This window comes from Pseudomonas sp. P4795 (assembly GCF_048822895.1).
Classification (GTDB): domain Bacteria; phylum Pseudomonadota; class Gammaproteobacteria; order Pseudomonadales; family Pseudomonadaceae; genus Aquipseudomonas.
In genome coordinates this window covers 117,878-135,907 of sequence record NZ_JBMFBT010000010.1, presented here as the reverse complement: position 1 = coordinate 135,907, position 18,030 = coordinate 117,878, and the positions used below count along the sequence as shown (strand labels likewise).

General features: G+C 51.2%; 10 protein-coding genes and 5 pseudogenes. 5 read left to right on the top strand and 10 right to left on the bottom strand.

Translation table 11 applies throughout. The features are described 5' to 3' along the window. Positions 1–24: 24 nt before the first annotated feature. Both ACOI8A_RS24780 and ACOI8A_RS24775 read right to left on the bottom strand, forming a co-directional pair. Positions 25–3,873, bottom strand: a complete 3,849-nt coding sequence (locus ACOI8A_RS24780) for an EAL and GGDEF domain-containing protein (RefSeq protein WP_420651379.1) — start codon at positions 3,871–3,873, stop codon at positions 25–27. 735 nt (positions 3,874–4,608) lie between these two features. Further along, positions 4,609–4,830 carry a helix-turn-helix domain-containing protein gene (locus ACOI8A_RS24775; protein WP_420651380.1) on the bottom strand — a complete coding sequence of 74 codons (222 nt, stop codon included), beginning with the start codon at positions 4,828–4,830 and terminating at the stop codon, positions 4,609–4,611. A 104-nt stretch (positions 4,831–4,934) separates the two neighbouring features. Between ACOI8A_RS24775 and ACOI8A_RS24770 the strand changes: the two are divergent. Together ACOI8A_RS24770 and ACOI8A_RS24765 are read left to right on the top strand one after the other, a co-directional pair. Continuing rightward, a pseudogene (locus tag ACOI8A_RS24770) lies at positions 4,935–5,243 on the top strand (hypothetical protein); the annotation flags it as partial. A 14-nt stretch (positions 5,244–5,257) separates the two neighbouring features. After that, a pseudogene (locus tag ACOI8A_RS24765) lies at positions 5,258–5,545 on the top strand (helicase-related protein); the annotation flags it as partial. A 687-nt stretch (positions 5,546–6,232) separates the two neighbouring features. On the opposite strand, the gene ACOI8A_RS24760 reads toward ACOI8A_RS24765, so the two are convergent. Together ACOI8A_RS24760 and ACOI8A_RS24755 are read right to left on the bottom strand one after the other, a co-directional pair. Continuing rightward, complete coding sequence (locus ACOI8A_RS24760; RefSeq protein WP_420651381.1) at positions 6,233–6,898, bottom strand: hypothetical protein; 666 nt, start codon at positions 6,896–6,898, stop codon at positions 6,233–6,235. Beyond that, positions 6,855–7,382, bottom strand: a complete 528-nt coding sequence (locus tag ACOI8A_RS24755) for a hypothetical protein (RefSeq protein WP_420651382.1) — start codon at positions 7,380–7,382, stop codon at positions 6,855–6,857. Before ACOI8A_RS24755 ends, ACOI8A_RS24760 begins: the two co-directional genes overlap by 44 nt. A 191-nt stretch (positions 7,383–7,573) precedes the next feature. Between ACOI8A_RS24755 and ACOI8A_RS24750 the strand changes: the two are divergent. Further along, positions 7,574–8,022, top strand: a pseudogene (locus ACOI8A_RS24750) (transposase); the annotation flags it as partial. Positions 8,023–8,443: 421 nt separating this feature from the next. Here the strand turns inward: ACOI8A_RS24750 and ACOI8A_RS24745 are convergent. The 5 genes from ACOI8A_RS24745 to ACOI8A_RS24725 form a co-directional block, all read right to left on the bottom strand. Continuing rightward, on the bottom strand, positions 8,444–8,773 hold the full coding sequence (locus tag ACOI8A_RS24745; protein ID WP_420651383.1) for a hypothetical protein: 330 nt from the start codon (positions 8,771–8,773) through the stop codon (positions 8,444–8,446). A gap of 1,563 nt (positions 8,774–10,336) precedes the next feature. After that, positions 10,337–10,597, bottom strand: coding sequence for a hypothetical protein (locus ACOI8A_RS24740; protein WP_420651384.1), 261 nt, complete (start codon positions 10,595–10,597; stop codon positions 10,337–10,339). Positions 10,598–11,278: 681 nt separating this feature from the next. After that, positions 11,279–11,626 carry a hypothetical protein gene (locus ACOI8A_RS24735; RefSeq protein ID WP_420651385.1) on the bottom strand — a complete coding sequence of 116 codons (348 nt, stop codon included), beginning with the start codon at positions 11,624–11,626 and terminating at the stop codon, positions 11,279–11,281. 401 nt (positions 11,627–12,027) lie between these two features. Continuing rightward, positions 12,028–12,240, bottom strand: a complete 213-nt coding sequence (locus ACOI8A_RS24730) for a helix-turn-helix domain-containing protein (protein WP_420651386.1) — start codon at positions 12,238–12,240, stop codon at positions 12,028–12,030. A gap of 7 nt (positions 12,241–12,247) precedes the next feature. Next, entirely contained in the window at positions 12,248–12,808 is a 561-nt protein-coding gene (locus tag ACOI8A_RS24725; RefSeq protein WP_420651387.1) for a DUF2975 domain-containing protein, read from the bottom strand. Positions 12,809–13,003: 195 nt separating this feature from the next. Here ACOI8A_RS24725 and ACOI8A_RS24720 point away from each other — a divergent pair. Further along, positions 13,004–13,777, top strand: a pseudogene (locus tag ACOI8A_RS24720) (IS5 family transposase); the annotation flags it as partial. 620 nt (positions 13,778–14,397) lie between these two features. Here the strand turns inward: ACOI8A_RS24720 and ACOI8A_RS24715 are convergent. Next, a pseudogene (locus tag ACOI8A_RS24715) lies at positions 14,398–15,811 on the bottom strand (serralysin family metalloprotease). A 1,000-nt stretch (positions 15,812–16,811) separates the two neighbouring features. On the opposite strand from ACOI8A_RS24715, the gene ACOI8A_RS24710 reads away from it, so the two are divergent. After that, positions 16,812–17,962 (top strand): IS3 family transposase gene (locus ACOI8A_RS24710; RefSeq protein WP_420651388.1). Its coding sequence is split into 2 segments (ribosomal slippage): positions 16,812–17,046 and positions 17,046–17,962, totalling 1,152 coding nucleotides; the frame shifts between segments, so codons are not numbered across the junction. The last annotated feature ends 68 nt before the right edge of the window (positions 17,963–18,030 follow it).

The following is an 18,030-nucleotide window of genomic DNA, read 5'->3' as shown; positions in this document are numbered from 1 at the left end:
GGCCAGCAGCTTCCCCACAAAACTTCAATCAAACATGAACAACGCATCATTACTGAACTGCGCCTCGAACCGGCTCGCCGGCATCGGCCGTCCGAACAGATAACCCTGCACCTCATCGCAACCGTGTTCGCGCAGGAAATCCAGCTGCTCATGGGTTTCCACGCCCTCGGCGATCACCGCCAGATTCAGGCTGTGGGCCATGGCGATGATCGCGCGGGCAATCTGCGCATCCTGTTCGCCAGACGGCAGGCCATCAACGAAAGTGCGGTCGATTTTCAGCACGTCGATCGGGAATTGCTTCAGGTAGTTCAGCGATGAATAACCGGTGCCGAAGTCATCGACCGCGATGCTCAGGCCGAGATTTTTCAGGCCGGCGAGAATCTGCATCGCCTCGCTGACTTCGCGCATCAGGATACTTTCGGTCAGTTCCAGTTCCAGACACGCCGGTGGCAACCCGGTTTCGCGCAAGATCGTGGCGATCCGCGTGCCGAGCTGGCCGTCGGAGAACTGCCGCGCCGAGATGTTCACCGAGACCTTCGGCACGCGTACGCGATTCTGGTGCCAGGTCTTCAGTTGCCGGCAGGCCTCGCTGATCACCCAGTCGCCGACGTCCACCACCAGCCCGAGTTCTTCGAGTACCGGAATGAAATCCCCCGGTGGCACCAGTCCACGACGCGGATGACGCCAGCGCAACAGGGCTTCCGCGCCGGTCAGGCGTTTGCCGTCGCCGCTGAATTGCGGCTGGTAATACAGCACGAATTCGTCCTGCTCCAGGGCGTGGCGCAAGTCGCTTTCCAGTTCCAGACGCTCGAGGGCGCTGGCGTTCATGTCGGCCTGATAGAACTGGAAGTTGTTTTTGCCGCGCTCCTTGGCGTGGTACATCGCGGTGTCGGCGTTCTTCATCAACTGGCTGAGTTCGTTGCCGTCCTGCGGACTCAAGGCGATGCCGATACTCGCGGTGACGAAGAATTCGCGGCCCTCCAGCACGAACGGTTTCACCAGGCTCGCGAGAATCTGCTCGGCCACATGAATCGCCCGGTTCAGCGCCAGTTCGCGGCTGGCGCGATGCTGCAGCAGCAGTGTGAATTCGTCGCCGCCCATGCGCGCCACGGTGTCGTCATCGTCGACGCAGCCGAGCAGGCGCGTGGCCATTTCCTTGAGCATGCGGTCGCCGGCAGCGTGGCCGAGGGAGTCGTTGATCGGCTTGAAGCGGTCAAGGTCGAGGAACATCAGCACCACCCACGACTTCTGCCGTTCGGCCGATTGCAGCGCCGTGTGCAGACGATCCTGGAACAGCGTGCGGTTGGGCAAATGCGTCAGCGCGTCGTAATAGGCGAGGCGGTGGATGCGTTGTTCGCTGGCCTTGCGCTCGCTGATGTCGCTGAAGAAGCACACGTAACTGGCCAGATCGCCTTCGTCGTCGAGCACTGCGGTAATGCCGACCCAGGCCGGGTAATGCTCGCCGTTACGCCGCTTGAGCCAGACTTCACCTTCCCAGGTGCTGTGTTGATGCAATTGTTTGAGCACGTAGCGCAGATGTGCGTCCTGCTGCTCGTCGACGGTGAGCATGTTTGGCAACTGGTCGAGCACTTCGCTGACCGCGTAGCCGCTGACCCGACTGAAGGCTTCGTTGGCCTGCACGATGTAACCGGCCGGATCGGTGATCAGGATCGCCGAAGTCGAATGCTCGAAAACCGTGGCGGCCATGCGCAGGTCTTTCTCGGCGCGGCGCTGCTGGCTGATGTCGCGGCCGACACCGAGCACGCCTTCGAACGCACCTTGTTCATCCCAGACCAGCACCAGACGCAATTCAATCGGGATCTTGCGGCCATCGGCCTTGAGGCAATCGAACAGGAACAGTTGCGTCTGTACCTGATCGCGCAACAGCGCCAGTTGATCAGGCTTGTCCAGCGCTTTGCTGACGCGATCCATCAGCTGATAGATGCCGCTCAGTTGCTGCGGGTTGGCGATGGTCGATTGCCAGCCATTCTGGAAAATCCACTCGACGTCATAACCCAGCACCGCTTGCACCGAAGGGCTGACGTAGTTCAGCGAGAGCTTGCTGTCGGTGGAGAAAATCACGTCGCTGATACTTTCCGCGAGCATGCGGTAGCGCTGCTCGCTGTCGCGCAGGGACTCACTGGCCTCAATCTGCTCGGTAATGTCCTTGGCCACACCGATGATGCGCGTGACCTGATCCTGTTTGTCGCGAGCCAGTGCCTGCTCGCGAATGTCGAAACGTCGCCACTCGCCGTCGCGATGGCGGAAGCGCAACTGGCACTGCAACAACTGGCTGTAACCGGCATGGCGCTGCATCTGGCGCGAGCGATGGTAGTAATCGGCGTCTTCCGGGTGCAGGAGAATTTCCCAGAAGTACTCGCCCATCTGATGCAGTTCGGTGCGGTTGTAACCGAGCGTCTGGCCGAGGTGGTGGTTGCTGAAAATCATCCGCTGGCTGATCACGTCCTGCACATACAGATGATCCGGCACGGTGCGTACCACGTCCGACCAGAACCCTTCGCGCTCCAGCAGCGACAGTTCGATCAGCTTGCGGCTGGTGATGTCGTTGATGCTGAGGATCACCGCGCGATAGTCGTGACGCTCTTGCGGCAGTCGCAGCACCAGCCATAGATGCTGGTCGCGACCGTTGATGTCCGGCAGTTTTATTTCCAGTTCCAGCTGCTTTTGCTGCTGGAGTACCGCGTCAAGCACTTGATTGCCGATCGCGCATTGACTGTGCGGCTGACCGTCGATCAGCAATTGCCACGCGTGGTCGCAGGAATTGACGTTGAGCAGTTGCAACGCCACCTGATTGACCTCGGTGATGCGCAGTTCCTGGAGCAATTGCTGGCGCTGTTGCGGCTGATCGAGCCAGGCCTTGAGCTGGTCGCTGGTCTGCAACTGCGCCTTGTCGAAGGCCTGCTTGAGCCCCGACAGGTCGAGCACGCACAGCGCGACGCCGGTGCCGTCGAAAATGTCCTGATAACGCCGCCGACCTTCATGCAACTGACGCTGACGGCGGCGCATGTTCAGCAGTGCGATGAATGGCAGCAGCGAGAACGCCAGACCGAGCAGGCATTTGCCGATGAACGCCGGCAGCAATTGTTCGAGCACATGCTGGCGGTCGAACAGACCACGCAACTGCCAGTCGCTGCTGCTCAGCGGTACGGTCAGCACGCTGTTGGCCATGTCGTCCGGGGTCAGCGTGCTGGTCTTCGCCGATGGCAGGCCTTCGTCGCGGCTGATGATCTGATGGTTGATGCGGTTTTCCACCAGCCACAGCGGACGGATGCCGGTTTCCGCCTGTTTGGTCAGCGAGGCGAAGAAGGTCGGGGTCAGGCGCAGCGCCCAGTAACCGCGCGAACTGCCGCTGGCCTGATGCAGCAACAGATGCACCTCTGAGCCGTCGTCGGCGTTGCTGAAGTAATGCGCCTGTGCGCGACTGCGCCTTACCAGTTCGCTGAGGTAATCGGCATCGTGGCTGTTCGCGTCGCTGTCGCTGAGGACTTTGCCGGAGGGCGTTAGTAACGCCAGGCTGCGCAGATCCGGCAGCGATTGCTGCAGTTTGCGCAGCAGAGCCTGTTGTTCGTCGGCGGTTTGCGGTTGTTCGAGGATCGGCAGCAGATTCAGGGCGATCTGCGCGTTCAGCGCCATGTTCAGGCTGACTTGCGCGGCGAGGTCGGCGGTGTAGTCGATGGTGTACTGACGCTGATTTTTCTCGGTTTCGCGCAGTTGATCGAGCAACTGCCAGAACAGCAGGGCCAGCAACAACAGGACCAATGTCGCCAGTGCGCCCTTTAATGTTCCGCGCAGGGGCGAGCCATTCGCAGGCTGAGGTGCGCTCACGGAAACGGGCGGCGTGACATTCGACAAGCTGTAATCCTGCGGTCTGGCTGGACTGGCGCGACGTGCACTATAAGCCGGACGCCCAAAGGGCGGCTAGCATGCCTTGAGTTGTGGCGAAGTGCCAGCCCCGCTCGGCTGGACTGCCACCGGTCATTAAGGTAGCTTTGCCGGTTACGCGGGAGCGTTCCAGCTCCTAGAATCAGACTTTTTCAGCGCGCACGCATTGATGACCATCAAGTGAACGACGCGCACGGTCTGGCCGGGCTTCGCCTGCGCTCCATCATTCATCTGTCACTGACCCAAGGTTCTCCATGGCTCAATACTCCAATCTGAGCTATTGTTTTTTAGTCACGCTTTAGCGCCAATGGCGAGCCCAGCCAATCATTGGCTTCCCCCTCGGGTCTAGCGTTTCTACTAACTCAATTCAACGTCAAAGCATGATTTTTAGTCACTTTTATTGAGGTCGGATCAAATTTCGACTCCGAAGGCTAACTTTTTGCAATTTTGCCGATGATCATCGCCGCGGGGTTTTAAGTCACTGGGTGAGTTGACCCTTTGCGTAGGCCAGGGTATCGCCCCCGCCACGAGGGCTGGAGCGCGGTGATTTCTGAATAGGTGATGTGGAGTGACCGGTCTGCTCAACCCAAGTCAGAACGGAAATGATTTCGCGGAAATCTCAGATACCCGGACTTCTTCAAAGTCACGGCGGCAAGCGGCTCAGCGAGGCTAACCTTGTTGAGCATTTCTAATCAGTGGCTCGGATTAGATTTCAGACGGCGTTGGAAGAAGGCTTGAAGGGTCGCATGCGAGCTCGCATGCGATGCGGTATAGCTTCTCGATAGTGATATTGACTTCGCCACGCTCGATCCGCCCAACGTAACTACGGTCGATATTGCACGCCAGCGCCAATGCATCTTGGGATATCCGGCAGACCTTTCTCTGCATTCGAATGCGTTTCCCTAACGCTTTCGCCAACTTATCCATGACCGTCTCAATTCAACTCGAGGCGGCACTATCGTGCGTTTGCGGACATACGAGCCACGGATTATAATCCGCATTTACTCTGCGTTAACTCTTCTGGTGCCTCGATGAAATTAGCCTCATTTAGCTTCGACAGGCGACTCTATGAGCTGCTTCAGGAGCAAGGCCGTAAAGCGTTTACGACCCGGGAACTGCGCGATGCCTACGCAGCTCGTCTGGATAGCATCAATTTTCGTATCGGAGATGTGCGTCGCTACGTGTATGAGCAGATCCGCCGATTAGTGCGCGTGGGCTGGATAGAGCTGGATGAAAATCGCCGTGTACGAGGGCAGGTTTACCATCTGAGGCCGATTCTGGCACATCTGCAGCTGGAACTGATCGATAAGGGGTTTGAGAACAGTCTTACGACTGTTGGGGGGAGCTTGAGGAGGATGCGCAGCAGGTGATCAATGACTTCAGGCGTAGCGCCTGCCGCTGGATTGTTGCGGTAGGAATGATCAGCGAAGGCACCGATATTCCCCGATTGCAAGTCTGCTGCTATCTCAGCCGTATCCGCACTGAACTGCACTATCGGCAAGTGTTGGGGCGGGTGCTGCGACGCACGGGTGAACCAGATGAACAGGCTTGGCTATTCATGCTGGCGGAGCCGACTCTACAGAGGTTTGCGGAACGGATTGCGAATGATCTTCCGGAAGATTTGGCGGTTTTGAAAGATGTGTGCGTAATTGCATGGACTTGACCACCCATTTGCATTCGACTTGACCAGTCATTTGCACGGGATGTGACCAGCTAACTGGGTGGCGATGAACGGTTGAATCCACAGCCGATGGCTGCTAGTCGTCACCGGCAGCGGTCGGCCAAGAGCAGACATTCGTTTAAAGAGGTTCAGTTGTCTGGTCGCGTTATTTCGAAAATGTAATGGGATGAATCTGCGTTCCAACGCTCCCCGAGCAGCTTGGTAGAAACAGGCCGTTTTATGAACGTTGACATTAATCCTACCAGCGTCCCCTTTAGCTAGGATTCGATCGCACGAGATCCAGCACGAAAACGGCGACTGTTCCTTCTCGTGCAGACCTGCTCTTCGCGACAAGCATATTTTTCAGTTCATCAACAGTTGTGGGGAGGGTTTCGTGTCTACCTGGACTCTTCAGCCTCTTGGTTGTTTGTTTTTGTTCTCCAAACCAGAGAACGAGATAAATACCACAGCCTTCCGCTCGCCAGTCTGGAGTGTAAAGAGCATCAAGCTGTTTATCTGAACCTGTCCAGAGCTCGGAGTGCCACTGCCCTTTAATCTCAATCGGAATACGAAGTGTTCCAGCGGAGCAAGTGATATCAACTTCCTTGTCCCCGGCAATATGCGTTTCCGGATCGAAAGCAAAACCCGACGATCCTTGACGGAGTAGACCTAGAAGGTGATCACGACATCGCTCCTCAACGAAAGGATTTTTTTGTCGTCATAAAATCCGCGCCAAGATTCAGCATCGTCGCTCCTTATTTTAGTTTGAGCGATGGCGAGCTCCTCAAGTACAAGAGTTTGTAGATCACTAATGGACACAGGGGCAAGATTTCGTGTGATCGCGTCAACAGCAGCAAGCGTGGGAGGAACATAGGTAGCTTCAACGCGGATGCGTTTCTGCTCAGCGATGATAATCTTGAGCTCTTCAGAGTACCCATCGACAGGTGCGTCCCTTAATCGAACTAATGCATCGATTGCATCATCGCTGGTGTCGTTGCCAAGGCGGCGGATCAGTTGGACGATGAAACCGCTTGCATCCCAAGGATTTGAATTCCCTGACGAAGTACCGCTTGGGCGATGCACCATTGGCCAAAGCGATCGGAACGTAGCGATGATCCACTCACTCTGCGCAGCAGTGAGAAGGACATTGACGTCCTCGTTGCTTTGGTTGCTGATCAGATGGCGTATGTGCCATAGCAGTTCGGGTTGAATCAGCACAGAGCTAAGCTGCATTACGCTCACAGGGAAATCAACAATAACGCCGATCGCAACCCAAGTGCGACGACGTTCTTCATCCGTCGATGGGGTTGAGCCGATTAAAGAGCGCAACAACATCCGCGTCGGACGCTATAAAGCCGGTCGATCGTTCGCTGAGCCGCCATGATTGCTGGATTGGATTGTGATCACTGGGCAGTTCTAAAAGCACTAGTTTCTGAACGGACTGGCGCAAACTGTCGTCGCTCTGAATAAGCTCGTGCATTTTCTTATGGGCATCACGTTGATATCCATCACGGCTATGAAATGGCTCTAGCCAAGACCAAAGTTGTGGGGCTGTGACACCACCAGCCTCTACGGTTCGAACGATTAGATGATAAGCAAGATCGGTCAACGCATCGTTTCCAAGGCGCTCATCGCCCTTACCTAGGCTCTTAGCTGCTAAAGCTAAGATATCAAGGACATCTGCTATTTGACCGTCAGGAAGATGCTTTTCCAAATGCATCAATACTCCAACGGTATTGCTACCGCTGTTTGCATAAGCAACCACGAGGGCAACAATCAATTTGGCATCAAATTGCTCGAAGCCGACTTCATCGGCCAATTCAATTGGCAGCCTGACAGAAAGCTCATCTCCATAACTACTCAATGTGTGAAGAACGATTGGCCAAACAGTATCTTCATCTACCTCGACGAGAATTTCGCCTGCAATTTTCCTACACGCAAAAAATGCCTGGGTGAAAACTTCCGCAATTGTCTAATCTCCGAATCGTAGAGATCGTAGCGGGGGCGATCATGAAGCGAATTATTGATGGTGAGGCTCTGACGCAAGACACCTTGCTGCCGGAGTGTCTGGGCGGTTACGTAGCCGAAGAAAATCCAGTGCGCGTGGTTGATGTTTTCGTCGATGATCTCGACCTGGGCGCATTTGATTTTGAGGGCGTCGATCCTGCAGCAACTGGTCGTCTGGCCGATCACCCTGCGGTGTTGCTAAAGATCTATATCTACGGCTATCTTAATCGGATTCAGTCTAGCCACCTACTTGAGAGTGAGGCGAGCGAAACGTCGAGTTGATGGGGCGAACGGACGTCTAGCTCCGGACTTCAAAATCATTACCGACTTTCTAAAGAACAGCGGCAAAGCCATTCGAAGCGTATGCCGCCAGTTCGTAGTTTTTTCGCAACCTCAATCTCTTTTCTCAGTCGATCATCGCCATCGACGGCAGCAAATTCAAAGCCGTCGACCTGCACGGATTTTCATCGCCAGCCGATTCGGCTGATCCAACCGCGCCTCAGTACTCGGTTGGAAAGGTAATTTGCCTATGGCTGTATTTCTCGTCAGCCTGATCACCGGGTACGCGATTCCAAAAAACCAGCATCTTTACTACTCAAGCCGCTGCGCTAATCGCTACATCGTTGTTGAGCGCTGTTAGCTGCAAACCTGGTGAGTTTTAGATCTGCTGTCCAAAGTTATGCGTAGAGCCAGCTCGTAATTGTTCGCCATCGATTACACGTTTTGCTTTGGGCCAAGCTCACGATACGGTGCTTCCCAAGGATCTGATTCAACAGGCATTCACTGTAGTAAGCGGCTAGCGCAAGTTCTACGGTAAGCCGCTATTGATTAATCGCTTGACCAGCTTTCTGCGCACTAACGCAGCGTCATGTACTATTTAGGTGGTTGTTTTGTGGTTTTACTGAATCGCGTTTTTGTTCTTGATCCCGATTTAATCTGTGAATCAGATTTATAGTAGTAAACAACATCATCGTTAGGCCAGTAAAGGCTCACTATCGAATTTGCTGGAAGATTTGCTTTCCATATGTATGGCTGTACTGTAACTTCTGCGAGACCCGCCGCGTCCACTGTATAGGCCGACCAAGCGATATCACCTGGCTGTTGAGTCACACCTGGGTTGGGGTGCTCGCCCGAAGAGACAGTCAAGTTAGGTTCTTCATCTGCTCGATTTCCAGCTGTATCTTCAACCTGAATTTTGTCCATCATTAACTCCTAAATCCATTCTGGATAAAAACCAATTGCGCGCTGATATAGCGTCGATAAAAGCGCCGCTGCTAAAAGTGCAGGAGCGCGGCCTATGATTTTGGCATTTTATTTCTCCATTTTCATGTCCCTAATCACTGTATTTGCATCAATAATTAATCTTACTTGCAAGCAAGTAAATGTATAATTTGAGCGCCTTGCAATGACTGGACAGGATTCCCGAGATATCATATTTTCACACGCGGTTAGATGCATTTTCTCGCGGTAGAAATTTACTTACCTGTGCGAACTTCAATACCTACGCACTCTACACTGCTACGAGGTTTCGCCTTCAGAACAGCGATAAGTTAATAAATAATAGTGCCCCATGACATTTTTTTCAAAATGTGAATGCGCTGAAAGGTTGTTCATTCTAGCTGGGCCGGAAAGTCAAATAGATAGGGCCTCATGGTAATATCATACAGAAATGTTTTTCTGAAAGAGTGTGACGTATATTTTCGATAGTCGAGTTTCGAATGTCCGTTTTCTAGGTAAATTAACGGGCCTATGAAGTGGTTTGATAGGGAAACGAAATTCAGGCCATTCATAAATCACTCTCCATGTGGCGATGTTCATGCGTAGCGAGCAAGCCTGGTAATTAGCTAAGCAGATGCCGAGCAGTTGTCAAGAAAAATGGAGATAATTTGATGACACGGTAATTGGTCCTCACTCGATTCGGGCTGGATGCTTATCACGTAGGGGCATAAGCGCTAATGAGATATATGAATTCTGAATTATCCGGCTATTGGACAGTCAATACTCGTTCTAAGGTAGCCATACAATCAAAGGTCAAAATGGTATTGTCTCGCGGAGCACTCCAGGACTGGCAAACCACGACGGTTCTCGCACGGGATTTTTTTAAACTTCCACGCGTTTATAAAGATGTACCGAATAAAAACTATAAACTCTAATAAGAATCGAACAATCACTCCTACCTAACGCGTTTTCCCCAATCGAGTAACTATCAAACAACCCAACAGACATTGTAATTGGACTCAAAACGACAGTCGTAAAAGAGAATCTTTTGATTTACAAAAATCTATTTCTAGCACGTCGATCAGATATGCGAGCGACGAGTACTGAAAGGGTGCATTAACCTATTAAGCTCATTGCCACCGAACAACGAAATTTCTTTGAAGTGATTTAGGCAGATAATTGTGGATACTTCCCTCAAATATTCTAGGGGTTATCGACGGAGTCAGTGTAATAAATGGTGAAAGTGATGAATTCTCGCTCACGCATGGTGACGATGAAGGTCACTCTGTCCGGCACGTAGAATAATCCTTAAAATGGACCTAGTGAGTTTTTCGCCAAGTATCGCCAGTTCGGTATGTGATCCTTGTAACAGATGCCTTTCAATATGCGGGCGATCATTCTGGCATTCCAGCTGCTAAATCTGTCTGGACGGAGAAGAGCCTGCAATAGCCAAGTGGCTAACATTGAAAGGAGGATGCCGCTTAGCAACAATCGCCACGACTTGGGTGTCAGCCACTCACCGAAGGGTACACGCGATTGGCTGGCATGCTAATGGTCGGTAAGCAGCGTCAGCATGCCCACGACGACGGTGATCACCACGGGATCCCGTTCTACCGTGAGAGCCGCAGTGTCTATGCGGATTTTGTAGCGTAAATACATGATGGTCCTAACGACCAGTGTCCGGGCAAGACCACTGAAAAGTTCGGCAAGTCCAAAATACGTTGGAGCAGCTTTATAGTGTGCAAAGCAGTCGAAAGCGAGTGAGGCAATCGATGTAAGATTAAACGGATAACACTGCTCTATCGGCATCTGTACATCCTGTCACGAGGCCATGGAAGGTATTGTCGGTACAAGGAAGTGGCACTTCCAAATTTATCGCGGAGCTACGGATGTCGCACGGATGGGCTCTGGCCGCCGGGGCAGTATGCAATATGCTTATACCCCATAGTCAGTGCTTCCAAACCGCGGAATCGTAAGGAGGCCTAGTGATATGCGGCATTTTGAATGACCCAGTGGCGGACAAGGACGCGAAGGTGCTAAATCATCGCCAGCATCAGCAAGGTGCAGTCGATTATACAAAGCCGTTTTGATAATCCAATTTCAAGCTCGCTGCTGCCCGCGTTCAATACCGGACCTCTTGCGAAACGAAAGCGATATTTAAGGCCATTATAGGAAAGCGAGGATTTGCCCATCTAGTCTCATTCGATCGGACCAGCTATTTGCATCGAACTTAATCACTGCGTTTCTTGTTTCTGAACGACAGCGACGCAACGGAACGGTAAAATCTACACAGCGTGTATCTGCCTTTAAGCGTCATACGCGTAGGAATGCACATTTCAATACGAGCTGCAAATGACTTCCATTGGTTCGTTGTTGGAAACTCCCGACGTCTAGGTTGACGGTAATAGAACCTCGTTTCCTTTCAAATAGGCTCTCGGGAAACAATGACCAATTAACCTTGGGAAGAAGCAATGGTCATTTCGTCAATACTCAGGCCAGGCGGAGCTTTTCGCGATCAAGGCCACCTGCTTTCTTCCATGATTCGAAGCGATGGGATGCCGCGCCGAAACTGATCTCCAACTCAGCACCAACGGCATAACGACTTTTTCCGGCATCAAAAAGCCGATAGCACACCTCGACGCCTCTGTTGGATAGTTTTCCGCTCTCAAGCTTATTCGCTGGGTCACGAGGATCGATCTCCGGGCCATCGGAAGGGTTATTTTTGGGAGCCAATAGAGATTTTAGGTTGGCAAATCCGGTCATCACCCGTTCCATTCCTGCGGTGATGTTGTCGATAGCTTCACCAACAGCCTTTGGATCGTCGTGGTTCATATTCATTTTTTTTTGCTCTGTAAGTAGGTAGTCAGCTTAAGGAAGGTTATGTATAGACGATCAGCAGGCTACCGACAATGCCTATTTGTAGTCTACCTACAGAAAGAAATATTCCGCACCTTTAGAGGAAGGATAGGATCCTTGCCTTTGAGGGTTTTTTGCCTACTTGGAAAAAAATACAATTTGCGTTTGGAGATTCTATTGCGGGGGAAATTGAAAACAACGCCTAGTGAAGTGCCTTTTTCGGAGGGAAACGGCCAACGAGTTGGCCGTACAGTTGGGGTACAGTGGAATAGAGCCTGTCTCAGAACGCGATGAACTGTAGGAAATATGAATGTTCTAACACATTTATAAATCGCACTGCGATTGCGCATACGTAGAGCCAGATTGCGTTAAGGTACCTACTTTTACTCAACGTCGCGAACGTGGATCAATAAATCGCCCGGCTGGCATTTCAATTCCTTACAGATAGAGTCCAGTGTCGACAAGCGCAAGCCCTTGACCTTACCTTGCTTCAGGAGGGATAAATTCGCTTCGGTTATGCCGATGGCGGCGGCAAGATCTTTTGATTTAGCTTTACGCAAGGCGAGCATCACATCTAGCTGAATAACAATTGACATATAAATCTCAAACAAAAGTTCGGTTTTCTGAATTTATTTCACTAGCATGCCAAAGAATATGCGCAATTATTGAAATACACGCCGCTAAAAACAACGCAACAAAACTTGGCGCCATAATGCTTAATGAAATCATTCGCTGACCGACCGGCTCTGTCATCGTGACCCATACGCTGAGCAAGGGCTCACACATAAGGTCGAGCAAAACCCATATTCCCACCGCCTTTCCAACACTGCCTAAACTTCGTGCCGCATCACTTGAAAAATATTCACCTCGCGCATAGCTCTTGAACAGTCGGCGCAAATGCCCCAGACCTATAGCGAGCGCTACTAACGGGATGCTTGACAATACTATGCCCCCAAGGGTTTGCCACCAAGGAAACATTTGTGCTTTATCGGCTATATTTGAAAGTTGGCGATCGGTCAATGCAAAACCGAGCCCCCATCCATTTTTACCGGCAATGACGGGAAATAGCCAAAGCGCAGCGTTAAACACCAGCATCACTACGATTAGCACGAGTGTAACGGCGGCCATTCGCTGGCTGAATCGTGCAAGATTGTTTGATGTCATGAGGAATCCTTTCAAAGGTGAATGTGAGACGAAATGTAGAGCATAAATTGTCGCCCTGCAATAATTTATTTTCGTAGAGCAATAATTACGTGGATTCGAAAGCTATTGATTCACTTTGAGCCCATCGCTTTAAGGATGGGCTGTTGGCACCCGCATGAACGTAGGACACTTATCAGTCGACGTTCTACCGCCTGCGGTCGTCCGGCTTATCTATTGATGGCGATGCTGCGTGTACATTGATGCAGAACTGGTTTGGTTACAGCGATCCAGTAATGGAGGACGTACTGTACGAGACCACGACCCTTCGGCAGTTCGCCGGCCTGAGTCTAAAACGTATTCCGGCATCTTGGCTGTGATCAATGGCTATCGGGGTGACCGAGGTTTGTCGTTGCACCAAGGCACTATTGTCGATGCCGCGCTGATCAATGCGCCCAGCTCGACCAAGAACAAGGAGGGTAAACGCGACCCGGAAATGCACCAGACGAAGAAGGGCAACCAGTATTACTTCGGCGCGAAAGCACACATTGGCACCGACTATGAATCGGGGTTACTACACAGCGTGGTGGTCACGGCGGCTAATGTCACGGACGGCTCCCAGGTCGACAAACTACTGCACGGCGAAGAGAACGTGGTGTGTGCCGCTGGTGGTTACACCGGAGTCAAGACGCGTCCAGAGTATGACGGTCGCCAGGTCATCTGGCAGATCGCAGCCCGTCGCAGCACTTATAAGAACATGGCAAACGCAGCGTTTTGTACAAAGTCATCCGCAAAATCGAGAAAGCCCAGGCTCAGGTACGGGCGAAGGTCGAGCATCCGTTCAGGGTGATCAAGCGCCAGTTCGGTTATGTGAAAGTGCGCTTCCGTGGCCTGGCCAAATACACCGTGCAACTGGTGACGCTATTCGCGCGGTCGAATCTTTGGATGGCCCGCCGACATTTACAGAGCCATGTAGGACAGGGTGCGCTTTAAATGTGGGGAATAGCCGCCGCGAGGTGCTCGCACCGGCTAAAAAGACAGGAATGAGTGAGTGATCTCAGCGTTTTGGATCGACTCTCCATTTTCAAAATCGTCGGTGGCGAAGTCAACCAGAAACACATGGCTACTTCAAACCATCCCTAGATATTGCATTAGGGGATTTGCCTGCGTTTAGTCAATTTGATGTTGTCATCTTCATTTCGAATCCTCAAAACCTCTGACATGGTCACACTAAATTTTATTTCGCTTTGATCGAAAGAAATGCCTATTACGGTGACAAGGATTTCGCCATCGATTATCAAAGCAGTATTAAGGGTGCGGGATAGTACCAGCATTACAAGTTCCGAAATCGCTTAGCAACAAGTAGGAAAACTAGCAGCAATTAAGTCAAGTTGATCAACTTAAATCTAAATTGGCTAGCACTATTTTTAATAAATTTGTCTTGTGATTTTTTATAGTACAAATCCCTAAAAACAATCAAAAATTATTGCTGAAAAATATAGCCATAAAGTTTCTGGCAAATCCAGTCTAATATTTCGCCATTTTTAGAAAACACGATTGGACAGAAGATCCGCCCTGCTTGGCTATAAGACGGATCTTTCTGCATTTTTGGCTTAAGCTATGATATCAGTTACAGAAGCTTGACCAACGGTGCCTGTGGCAAAGTTTGCCCCCCCTTGTGCCATCAAAGTCTATATATAGGCAAGTTTGATTCGTCTCAGCGTAGTAGGCAAGGATTGCATCGCCTGCATGGCCGGTGAAGCCATTAACGAAGTTTAATGTAGCGCTGCCTGATGCAAACTCAGCTAGGCCCGACAGATCGATTTTATCCTTCCCGCTGGTGAAATCCATGATCCAGTCGGGCGCGGTGTAGAGGGAATCATTGGCAGTACCAAACACAAATGTATCTGCCCCCGCTCCACCCAACAATTCATCGCCACCACCTCCGCCAAATATAATGTCATTGCCGGCTCCCCCTTCCAGCAAGTTGTCTATTGCATTCCCGACCAGTAGATCATTCCCGGCCCCTCCGATCGCCGCTTCCATTGTGACACCTTGGGCGATCGAGATGTTCCCCATCAAGCCGCCAACATTCGAAATCTAGCCTTCATTGAGATCAATTTTCTGATCTTGCGTGAAACCGGAGAAGTCTAATGTATCGAAACCGCCCCCATCCCATACTGCGAATACCACTTTAGAAGCAGACGAGGTCGCGCTATAAAAATCTCGATCAGCGGTAGAGTTAAAACCGTATACAGTATCCTCAGCGCGCGTATCCATGTTAGCCCCGTAGAGTCGTTGCAAAGCAGCAATATCGTCCATTAAGGGCGCAGAGGCATAAACACCGTTAAAATTCTGGTGAGTATTGCTCTCGCTCCAGTAACTCATCACGCTGTATCCACGCGTGTCTTGCGCATATGTGACGTCGTTATAGGTAGGATTGCCGGTTCCTGCGTTGTAGTCGCCAGGATGAACAAGGCCCAATGTGTGGCCGATTTCGTGAGTCAGTGTCTGTCGGCCATAGTTGTTTAGACTTGGCGTTTTGTTCTGCGTATAGCTGTCGTCGGTAAAGTACCAAGAGGTGCCATCGTAGCCTGCACCAGAGCCCGGCAGGTAAGCGAACGCCGCCGCACCATTCTGGCCGGCGCTGTAATTGCCGAAGGTCATGTGACCGTCTCCGCCGAAAGTCTTCTCGGTGAAGGTAACGTTGGCAACATCCGACCAGGATTGCATAGCTAGTACGGCCTGTGCTTTCTGCTGGGTGTTGAATTGACTGAATCCGGAGATGCCATGTTTATTCATGGTGCTCGAAGATGCCGAGGTGAGGAAGGTGTAGGTAAGGTCAATCTTGCCGTTTCCATCAGCGTCTCTGTAAGCGGCATGACCGCGCAGCAGCTGGGTGGCTGCTTGATTCACGGTGTAGGACGGTTTGCCATTAATCAGTTCAGAGCCACCGCGGTCGTATAAATGGCTAAATGTATCGACCAGACTATAAGCCGAACTGACCTCACCTAACGAGTTAACCATCTTTTTTTTCAGTTTTATCTGTGACATTGCTAACATCCTTATTTTTAGTCATCGTGCGATAGGCACGAGCACACTACGAAATCGTCCTTTCACTTGCCTGTTTAAAGGCTAAACATTATTGCCACGACGGAAGCAATACAACTAATTAATTTTTCAATAAGTGTTCGCCAAATGTCTTACAAAGCCTCTCACGATAATAGATTTTTGGTCTCTAGCGCCACGAGTACGCGTTATCTGAGCTTCTAAAGCTCAAAGAACTCAAGATTGTGACTCATTTTAGCCGTAGACGGCTACGCACTACAGGAGTGGCTACGACAGGTTAGTATGGTACCGCGCAGCACTTACGAGCTCGTCCCCCCTCAGGTCAATTCGGCGTAGGCATCAACATCCCGATAAAGCTCACGCAAAAAAGTGGGTAAAAACCTGGAATCACTTCAGGCATCAAGAGGAAACCAAAAAAATTTACATTTTGTTGCTACGATATATGTATTGGGATTCGGATTGGCAATGTGAATATTTATGCCTCCCCTATATCTGGAATCAAGTCCCATAAAAAGACTGAGCTAGTAGAATCTTCAGTATAAACAAACCAAAGTTATTCTGCACTGAAAGACGGTGGGGCCGAACAATTTTTACCCGCAAGCATTATTTGCTGACGAGTACTGACCTGATAAATCATATATTACAAAATTAGTCGACTCATCATTATTAATATAATGACTACCATACTGTTTCTCTATAACTCCTTTCGCAAAGGAATTTTTAAGCATATAACGTTGTAGCTATTAACAGCTTTCGTTTTACGTTCCTAAGTTTTTCCCTGAAATCACCACGATATGTTTTGGAGCGTAGTACTCTTCTAAATAAAAACAAGCATCGTGCAGGGAACACGCAGCATTTTGAAAAGACCTGATGAAAGCATCCATTAGGGGAGCTACTGAATCGCCCCTAGTTTCGTAGACACCTCCAAGCCTTAAAATGAGGCCCATTAGGAGGTGCCATGAGCAACCAGCGTTATCCCGAAGAATTCAAAATCCAGGCGGTCAACCAAGTGACCGAAAAGCAGCTTCCTGTCTCGGAGGTGGCTGCGCGATTGGGTGTGTCCGTGCACGGCATCTATGGCTGGATTAAGCGCTACACCAAGCCCCTGGAGCAGCGCGTCCAGGAGGACGATCAGAGTGCTGAGCTTCGACGTCTACGTGCTGAGCTAAAACGGGTGACGGAGGAGCGAGACATCTTAAAAAAGGCCGCCGCGTACTTTGCCAAGGAGTGCGGCTGAAGTACGCCTTTATCAAGCAGCTTGCGGGTGACTACTCCATTCGACGGCTTTGCCTGACGCTGAAGGTTCATCCCAGCGGCTACTACGCGTGGCTATCCGAACCAAAGTCTGCACGAGCCAAGGACGATCAACGACTGCTCGGCTTGATCAAGCACTCCTGGCTGGAAAGCGGTGGTGTTTATGGCTATCGCAAGATCCATGATGACCTGCGCGAGGTTGGCGAGAACTGTGGTCGTCATCGGGTGGCTAGGCTGATGCGCCTTGAAGGTTTGCGTTCTCAGACTGGGTATCGGCGGCGACCAGGAAAGTCTGGCGGCAAACCAGCGGTTGCCTCACCAAACTTACTGAAGCGCCAGTTCGATGTCAGAGAACCCAACAAAGTCTGGGTCACCGACATCACCTACATCCGAACCTATGAAGGCTGGCTGTATTTGGCCGTGGTGCTCGATCTGTTTTCGCGCCAGGTCGTTGGCTGGTCAATGAAGTCACAAATGACCAGCGACTTGGCCATTGATGCACTGCTGATGGCCGTGTGGAGGCGTAAACCAAAGCAGGAGGTAATGGTTCACTCTGATCAGGGCAGCCAGTACAGCAGCTCTGATTGGCGCAGTTTTCTAAAGGCCAACAACCTGGTCGCCAGCATGAGCCGTCGAGGTAACTGCCACGACTACGCCGTAGCTGAGAGTTTTTTCCAGCTGCTGAAACGGGAACGGATCAAGAGAAAAATCTACACCACACGGCAGGATGCTCGTGGTGATGTGTTCGATTACATCGAGATGTTTTACAACTCGAAGCGTCGTCATGGTTTCAACAATCAGCTGTCACCGGTAGAGTTTGAAAAGCGTTACACAGCGAGCCTGGAGAGTGTCTAGAAAACCCGGGGCGATTCACTACATAATTCGGAAAAAACGTACTCTAAGAAAAAAATCGTACCCAAAGG